The sequence below is a fragment of the Methanomassiliicoccales archaeon genome, from assembly GCA_014361295.1.
Taxonomy (GTDB): Archaea; Thermoplasmatota; Thermoplasmata; order Methanomassiliicoccales; family JACIVX01; genus JACIVX01.
This window is the reverse complement of the sequence record JACIVX010000077.1, coordinates 1-1,239: the sequence shown is the minus strand read 5'-3', so window position 1 is coordinate 1,239 and position 1,239 is coordinate 1. Positions and strand designations below refer to the sequence as shown.

The window sequence follows — 1,239 nt, the reverse complement described above, 5'->3', positions numbered from 1 at the left end:
CCAGGCCTCTCTCAGTGCTGAATGAAGACCTTGCTCTTCGAGAACCTTCAGAAGATCTCCCAGCGTTGCTTTTTTGCGACCTGTACCTGTAATAATTCGTGCCGCACTTTCTACAGCAGAAATGGCCTCTTTGACTGCGTTACGCAAATCTGGCTCAGGTCGCTGCGCTAGTTTCTCCAAAGCAGAGTTGATATGTGCCCGGACACCAGCAAATGGATCTGGAAGAGACACAGCTTTTTCGAGTTCTGCTAGTTCGATTTTGTCGGTGATTGCAACGACAAAGCCATTGATAACACGATATCCCGACATTTCTCTCTCAAGAATGGAATTCACTGCATCCGAATCCACAAAACCCGACTTTACTAGGGATTCTATAAAATCATAAATTTTATACCATCTACCCTTCATGACCTTCGCTTTCAAGGTCTCCAAGAATGTTTCTTTGGTGCCAAAGGTGTCTAAAGTTAGGTTCCAAAGATCAGGCCAAACTCGTTCAGCTTCGTAGTATCCCGGCCCCATCATACTGGAAGCCACCTCAAATAGCTCTGGGTGCTCTGACTTAAACCAGTCCGGGTAGGAGCTCTCTTCAGGGTACCATTCTTGTTCGAACCTCCTATGAAGATAGTTGTATAAAGCCACGCGAAGTTTTTTATCCATCGACTTCAATTGAAGTGTTTTGCGTCCTCTGGTAAAGCCATGCCTTTCTGAAAAAAGCTCCATTCTCCTACTCACCCTATTAATATTTTAAAGCATTTTCGAGCTTAACCAAACCTGAGAAAACCAAGACTGGAAAGCGGAGAGGCCGCGGCGGAACATGGCCTCCCTTTTAGCTTTCTTGTCCATTTTCCCTTCGATCGGAGGCACAAGGCCCCAGTTGGCACTCATGGGTTGGAAATTTTCCGGTTCAGCGGTGGCCAAGAACCGAACTAAAGCTCCCAGCATACTCTCTGGAGGGGGAACCACGGGCGGAAGGCCCAGCGCGAGCCTTCCGGCATTGAGCCCGGCCAAAAATCCCGTGGCTGCGCTCTCAATGTACCCTTCCACGCCCGCCAAAACTCCGGCCACGAATACCCCGGGAACATCTTTCAGCTCCAATGTCTCGCGGATGAGCTTTGGTGCGTTGAGATAAGTGTTGCGGTGCATGACCCCGTAGCGCACAATCTCTGCGTTCTCGAGGCCCGGGATCGTTTGCACCACCTTCTTTTGGTCCGGCCACTTGAGCCCGGTCTGAAAGCCCAC

The 1,239-nt window shown here is 49.8% G+C and carries 2 protein-coding genes; both read right to left on the bottom strand.

What is annotated here, in order from left to right; translation table 11 throughout:
- A partial coding sequence (locus H5T41_11205) for a hypothetical protein (protein MBC7109325.1) occupies positions 1-720 on the bottom strand: 720 nt, incomplete at its 3' end.
- 24 nt (positions 721-744) lie between these two features.
- On the bottom strand, positions 745-1,239 hold a 495-nt coding region (locus tag H5T41_11200), incomplete at its 5' end, for an FAD-dependent oxidoreductase (protein ID MBC7109324.1).